The 5,943-nt window shown below is 69.1% G+C and carries 5 protein-coding genes; all 5 read right to left on the bottom strand.

Annotated elements, in window-relative coordinates; genetic code table 11:
• Positions 1-210 precede the first annotated feature (210 nt).
• On the bottom strand, positions 211-1,587 hold the full coding sequence (locus ACWELQ_RS35650; protein WP_452401416.1) for a styrene monooxygenase/indole monooxygenase family protein: 1,377 nt from the start codon (positions 1,585-1,587) through the stop codon (positions 211-213).
• Positions 1,584-3,023, bottom strand: coding sequence for an LLM class flavin-dependent oxidoreductase (locus tag ACWELQ_RS35645; protein WP_452401415.1), 1,440 nt, complete (start codon positions 3,021-3,023; stop codon positions 1,584-1,586). Before ACWELQ_RS35645 ends, ACWELQ_RS35650 begins: the two co-directional genes overlap by 4 nt.
• Positions 3,020-4,243: an acyl-CoA dehydrogenase family protein gene (locus ACWELQ_RS35640; RefSeq protein WP_452401414.1), complete on the bottom strand. Its 1,224-nt coding sequence runs from the start codon at positions 4,241-4,243 to the stop codon at positions 3,020-3,022. Before ACWELQ_RS35640 ends, ACWELQ_RS35645 begins: the two co-directional genes overlap by 4 nt.
• Entirely contained in the window at positions 4,240-5,364 is a 1,125-nt protein-coding gene (gene sfnG, locus ACWELQ_RS35635) for a dimethylsulfone monooxygenase SfnG (protein ID WP_452401417.1), read from the bottom strand. Before sfnG ends, ACWELQ_RS35640 begins: the two co-directional genes overlap by 4 nt.
• A 213-nt stretch (positions 5,365-5,577) precedes the next feature.
• Positions 5,578-5,727 carry a hypothetical protein gene (locus tag ACWELQ_RS35630; RefSeq protein WP_452401413.1) on the bottom strand — a complete coding sequence of 50 codons (150 nt, stop codon included), beginning with the start codon at positions 5,725-5,727 and terminating at the stop codon, positions 5,578-5,580.
• Positions 5,728-5,943: the final 216 nt, after the last annotated feature.

Raw genomic sequence — 5,943 nt, 5'->3', positions numbered from 1 at the left:
GCTCGTCCAGCTCGGCGCGCGGCAGCAGCCGCTGTGCGTCGCGTTCGGCCGCGCCGGCGGCGAAGTGGGCGGCGAGCCGCGTCGCGACCGCCAACGCCTGTTCGGCGTCGGCGATCACGTCCGCGGCGACCACCCGATCAGCGATCTCGGTCATGCTGTGCACCAAGGTTTTCCGGTCGTGCTCATGGCGGACTCCTTCGGGGCGGCGGGTCAGGCGGTGGCGAGGTGATCGGCGAAGGCGGAGCGGTCGAATCGCCCGGCGGGTGCGAAGCGGGCCAGCAGGGCGCTCGCGTCCTCCCCGGTGACCTCGGTGATGAATCGTCCTGCGGCCTCGACGGAATCGATGCCCAGCAGCGGTTGCGGCCGATGCAGCAGGCCGACCAGCGCCGAGGCGACGCGCCCGTCGACCGCGGCCGCGGCGAACAGCTGGTTGCCGATCTCGGCGAGTTCGGGATCGCCGAGGAACAGCCGGGTCACCCGATTCGCCGCATCCCCGCGCGCGGTCAGGAACTCCTGGTATCGGCGATCGATCCAGTCCTGGTCGAACGGTCCGTCGTGCACGGCCGCGGCCGCGACGAGCCGTTGCGCCTGGATCAGCCCGCTCTGCGCGCCCTGCCCGGCGATCGGATCGTGGGCCGCCGCGGTGTCGCCGAGCGAGGCCACCACATGACCGCCGGCGGTGCGCCCCGATCCGGCGCGAACCACCGGCCGTACCGCGCCTTTCAGCCAGGAGTGCGGATCCTCGGCGATCACCTGCGCGGCGAGCACCTCGGGCAGGTCCCAGTCGATGTAGTCGCGGTAGAGCTCACGCACGATCCGCAACGCGGTGTCCGCGGAATCGGCTGCGGCGAAACGCTTTTCCCAGTCACTGCCGGGCCGGGCCCAGCCCAGGAAGGCCCAGCTGGGGCCCGCGTCCTTGTGCAGATACGGCCCCCACCAGCCCTCACCCTGGTCGGCGAAGATGGAGAATCCGCTGTGCGCGCCGCCCGCGCGGCTGCGATGGGCGAACACGCCCGGGTCGTGGCCGAGCCCGGTGACCGTGACGGTGAGCAGCGAACGCTGCGGCGCGGCATAGGGACTGCGGGACTCGTCGACCGCGAACAGCTGCGACAGCCCGCCGCGCCCGGTGGCGACCAGCGTGAGATCGGCTGCGCCGGCTATGGTGTCGAGCGATTCGGGCGTCACCTGGTCCACGACGAAACGGCCGCCGCGTTCCTGGAAGGCGGTCAGTCGCTCGTCGGCCTTGAGCCTGGTGTCGACCGCCACGCCGACATAGCCGTCGAAGTGCCCGTCGAAGGCGATGAGCTCCTCGCGTTCGGGCCCGGCGATGCGCACGCTCAGACCGGTGTGACGGGGTGCGCGGGCGGTGTACGTGTCGAGCCCGAGAGCTGTTTCGGCCTGCTGGGTTTCGCCGAACTCGAGGGCGGTGCCGGTGGCCGGGACGTCGTCGCGCAGCGCGCGCTGATCGCGGTCGCTGTAGAGGGTGACGTCGAACCCGGCGTCGAGCAGGCCGAGCGCGGCGGTGACGCCGGTCTGCCCGGCGCCGATCACGGCGGCCGAGCGGGTGGAGCGCTGTGCTGCGGTCATGCGTGAATCTCCTGTTCTGTGCGGGATCCCGGCCGGGACTCCGTGTCGGTCAGTGCGGTCGACGCGGCGCCGCCGAGGCGGTAGCTCGCGCCGCGATGCTGCGGTGGCAGCCGGTCGCCCGCGCCGAACAAGGCGTTGCGCAGGGTGCCCGGCGCGTAGTCGGCGGCGTACGCGCCGCGTGCGGTGAGGACCGGAACGACATGGCGCACAATGTCTTCGAAACTTCCGGGGGTGATGGCGTAGGCCAGGTTGAAGCCGTCCACGTCGGTGGCGTCCACCCAGTCCTGCAGCTGGTCGGCGACCGTGGACCCGGAGCCGACGAAGACCGGCCCCATCCCGCCGATGCCCGCCCAGCGTCCGATATCCCGGACGGTCCATTCCCGGCCGTCGTCATCGAACTCCTGGAACGCCGCGACCGCCGACTGGATGGCATTGCTCTGCACCTGACCGATCGGGTCGTCCAGGTCGTAGGTCGACAGGTCGATGCCCATCCAGCCCGACATGAACACCAGACCGCCCTCCACGCTGGCGTAGGACAGATACTCCTCGTGTTTGGCGTGCGCGGCCGCATCGGTCGCGTCGGTGACGATGGTCGCGAGCGCGTAGATCCGCGCGGCGTAGCGGCCCCGGCCCGCGGCTTCCAACGCGTCCCGGATCCGGGAAACCGTCTGTGTCAGGACGCGTTTGGAGGGTCCGGCGACGAAGATGGCCTCGGCGTTCTCGGCGGCGAAGCGCACCCCGCGCGGCGAGGCCCCGGCCTGGTAGATCACCGGTGTGCGTTGCGGTGACGGTTCGGACAGGTGGATGCCCGGCACGGTGTAGTGCGTGCCGCGGTGACCGATATGGTGCACCTTCGCCGGATCGACGTAGACGCCGCGGTCCGCGTCGCGCACCACCGCGTCGTCCTCCCAGGAACCCTCCCACAGCTTGTAGAGCACCTCGAGGTATTCGTCGGCCTGGTTGTAGCGCTCATCGTGATCGAGTTGATCGTCGGCGCCGAAATTCCTTGCGGCCGAAGGCAGATACCCGGTGACCACGTTCCAGCCCAGCCGTCCACCGGTGAGGTGATCGAGGGTGGACAGCCGACGCGCGAACGGATACGGATGCTCGAATCCCGTGCCGGTGGTGATCCCGAAACCCAGATGCTCGGTGACCGCGGCCATCGCCGACACCAGCAGCAGGGGATCGGCCACCGGGATCTGCGCGCCCTGACGCAGCGCGGCGATATCGTCGCCGCCGTAGACGTCGTAGGTGCCCAGCACATCGGCGATGAAGATGCCGTCGAATCGCCCGCGCTCCAACAGCTTCGCCAGCTCGGTCCAGTAGCTGAGTTCCTTGTAGCGGTGTGACTGGTCCTGCGGATGCCGCCACAGGCCCGGGGATTGATGGGCCACGCAGTTCATGTCGAAGGCGTTGAACCGGATCCGGCGGGTCATCGCACGGTCTCCGTGGCCGGTGCGCGCTCGCCCGCGCTCCACGCGAACGGCAACGCCGTGCCATTGAGCAGGTGATCGCCGATCGCGCGGGCCTTCTGAATAGCCGGATTGTGCACCGAGATGGTGCGGGCGTTGCGCCAATGCCGGTCCAGCCGCAGCCGTTCCGATACCGCCGACGCGCCACCGACTTCGAACAGCAGCGTGGTCGCGGGCAGCACCAGGTCGATGACCGCGAGCTGCGCCCGGGCGGCGGCGAGTTCGGCTGCCACCAGCTGCGTTTCGTCCTTCGCGCCCGCGGCCAGCACGGTGTCGAGCAGATCGGCGACCGCCAGCACGCTCGCCTCGGCGGCGAACGCGGCGGCCGAGAGCCGCCCGATCACCTGCTGCACCAAGGGATCCTCGCGCGGCAGGTCCGCGACCGAATGGGTGTAGCCGCGGGTCCGCGCGGACACCCATGCGCGGGCATCGCTTTCCGCGCGCCGGGCGATCCCGGCCAGCACCGCCAGTTGCACCAGCTGCAGATAGGCCGTCGCATACGTGGGGCCGGGGGCGCCGTATCCGGGTCCGAGAATCTGTTCGTCGGTCACCACCACGTCGGTGAATTCGGTGGTGCCGCTGGCGGTGAGCCGCTGTCCGAACCCGTCCCAGTCGTCGTGCTGGCGCACCCCGTCGGCCGCGGCGTCGACCAGTACGCCGACCCGCTCACCGTCCCGATCCGCAGCCGCCAGAATGTAATCCGCGTACAACGAGCCGGTGCTGTAGTACTTGGTGCCATTGAGCCGCCACCGCTCGCCGTCCCGGGTGAGCCGCGTGCGATAGCGGTCGACCGCGCCGACCCCGGGCTCGGTGATCGCATTGCCGACCAGCGTCCCGCTGGCCGCCGCCCGCAACCAGCGCTCCCGCTCGGGTTCGAGCTCGGCCAGCAGTTGGTCCTCGACGAAGGAGAAGTGCACCCGGAGGGCTTGCGGCAGATTCGATTCCGCCGCCGCCAAGGCGATGAGCTGACGGAAGAGCTGACGCACCGTGACGCCGTAGCCGCCGAACTCGACCGGCACGCGCAGCGCGCCGAACTTCGCGTCGCGTAGCCACCCGATCTCCTCGAACGGCAGTCGCCGGTCGGTCTCGCGGTCGACCGCGCCCGCGGCGATGCGCTCGAAGATCGGGCCGAAGATCGCGTCGAGTTCGGCATCGGTGGTGGTCTTCGCCTCGACGGTGGTCATCGCGCCACCGCCACCGGCTCGCGAGTGCCCGCACCGGAGGCGGATTCGGCCTCCAGCTCGCGCACGATCGGCAGCACATGCTTGCCGAAGTACTCGACTTCCTCGTGATAGTGCAGGAAGCCCAACAGCAGCAGGTTCACCCCGCGCTTCTTGTACTCCACGATCCGGTGTGCGATCTGCTCGGGGGTTCCGATGAGCTTGGAACGGAACCCGTCGTTGTACTGCACGAGATCCTCGAAGGTGGAATCGGCCCACATGCCGCGCTTGTCGCCGGTGGAGTTGCCGGCCTGCTGCACCGCCCCGCGGAACCCCTCGACGGCCTCGGGATCGGCCTTGGCGACGATCTCACGCAGGGTCTCCCGGGCCTCGGCCTCGGTGTCGCGGGCGATGAGGAATCCGTTGAGCCCGAACCGCACTGTCCGCCCGTGCTCGGCGGCCGAGGCACGCACCTCGGTGATCTGCTCGGTGATGCCGTCGAAGTCCTTGCCATTGCTGAAATACCAGTCCGACACGCGCCCGGCCATGGCGCGCGCCGCGGTCGAATTGCCGCCCTGGAAGATCTCCGGATGCGGGCGTCCGGGCGCCGAGATCGGTTTGGGTTTGAGGTCGTAACCGCGCAGCCGGTAGAAGTCGCCCGCGAACTGGGCCTCGTCCTCGGTCCAGCTCCTGCGCAGCACCTCGATGAATTCCTCCGAGCGCCGGTAGCGTTCGTCGTGCTCGAGCCAGGGCTCCCCGAGCGCGGTGAACTCGCCCTTGAACCAGCCGCTCACCACATTCACCGCCGCCCGGCCGCCGGAGAGGTGATCGGCGGTGGCGAGCAGCTTGGCCAGCACCGCCGGCTGCCACAGGCCGGGATGGACGGCGGCGATGACCTTGAGCCGTTCGGTGGCCAACAGCAGCGCGAGACTGAAACTGGTCGACTCGTGCTGGTAGGCCGCCCCGTAACTGGCCATGTACCGCACCTGGCTCAGCGCGTACTCGAAGCCGTTGTTCTCCGCCAGTACGGCCAGCTTCTTGTTGTACTCGTAGCTCCAATCGGTGCGCTGCTCGATATTGCTGACAACGAGACCGCCGCTCACGTTCGGCACCCAATACGCGAATTTCAAAGGCTCTGAGGCGATATCGATTTCATGATCCGCGGACACAGTGATACTCCATCGAAAGTAGGGAGGGGTAAGACGGAATTCCCGCGCGCGGGGCTCGCGCGCTCAGGAAGCGCTGGAACAACAGCTCTCGTTGATCATGACCACCAGCCTAGGATTGTTGAAAAATGTTGTCCAACAGGCATTTTGGATGCCGCGATAGGATTTCCCTGCCACGTTGCGGGGCCGTGCTCAGGCCGCCCGCGTCCCGAGTGAAACCGCGCGCCTGACCAGTACTTCGTGCAATGTGCGTGCCGCGTGCGGGGGAACCGTCGATTTGCGCCGCTGCGCCACGAGCAGCACCTCGGTGGTGCGGCAATCGAGCGGGCGCGAGGTGATCACACCGCTTTCCTCGAGTGGATCACCGGAAATGCTGTAATCGGGCGCATCGAACGCGCACTCGGCAGCGGCGGGATGGGCACGGTCTACCTGGCCGGCCCCCCCCCCCCACCCCCCCCCCCCCCCCACAAACCCCCCCCCCCCCCCCCCCCCCCCCCCCCCGCGGCAACCCCCCCCCGACAACCCCCAACGCAAAACGGGTCGGCCCATAGAAAAACA

It is taken from the genome of Nocardia sp. NPDC004722 (assembly GCF_053601505.1).
This window is presented reverse-complemented; position numbering and strand designations above follow the sequence as displayed.

Coding starts and splice junctions, on each gene's coding strand:
- ACWELQ_RS35650 (WP_452401416.1), bottom strand. CDS start 1,587: ATGACCGCAGCACAGCGCTCCACCCGCTCGGCCGCCGTGATCGGCGCC.
- ACWELQ_RS35645 (WP_452401415.1), bottom strand. CDS start 3,023: ATGACCCGCCGGATCCGGTTCAACGCCTTCGACATGAACTGCGTGGCC.
- ACWELQ_RS35640 (WP_452401414.1), bottom strand. CDS start 4,243: ATGACCACCGTCGAGGCGAAGACCACCACCGATGCCGAACTCGACGCG.